At 55.0% G+C, this 307-nt stretch carries 1 protein-coding gene; it reads left to right on the top strand.

Features of this window, described 5'->3' with window-relative positions:
- Positions 1-307 (top strand): MobA/MobL family protein (locus tag KHA85_RS20820; protein ID WP_213186773.1); only part of this gene is annotated, 307 nt, incomplete at both ends.

The following is a 307-nucleotide window of genomic DNA, read 5'->3' as shown; positions in this document are numbered from 1 at the left end:
GAAATCATGCTTCCGGCAAACGCCCCACGGTCGTATGCAGACCGCAATACCTTATGGAACGCCGCCGAAGCGGTGGAAAAGCAATGGAACTCCCAGCTTGCAAGGCGGTGGGTGCTTACCATCCCCAGAGAGATACCGCCTGACCAGTACGCTGTCCTTGTCCGGGAGTTTTGTGAACAGCAATTTGTTTCCAAAGGCATGATTGCTGACTTTGCCATCCATGACCCCCATCCGCCGGGACATAATCCCCACGCCCATGTCCTGCTGACTATGAGGGCAATGGACGAACATGGGAAATGGCTTCCCA

Origin of the sequence: Dietzia massiliensis, from assembly GCF_018390595.1 — a bacterium.
Classification (GTDB): domain Bacteria; phylum Actinomycetota; class Actinomycetes; order Mycobacteriales; family Mycobacteriaceae; genus Dietzia; species Dietzia massiliensis.
This window is presented reverse-complemented; position numbering and strand designations above follow the sequence as displayed.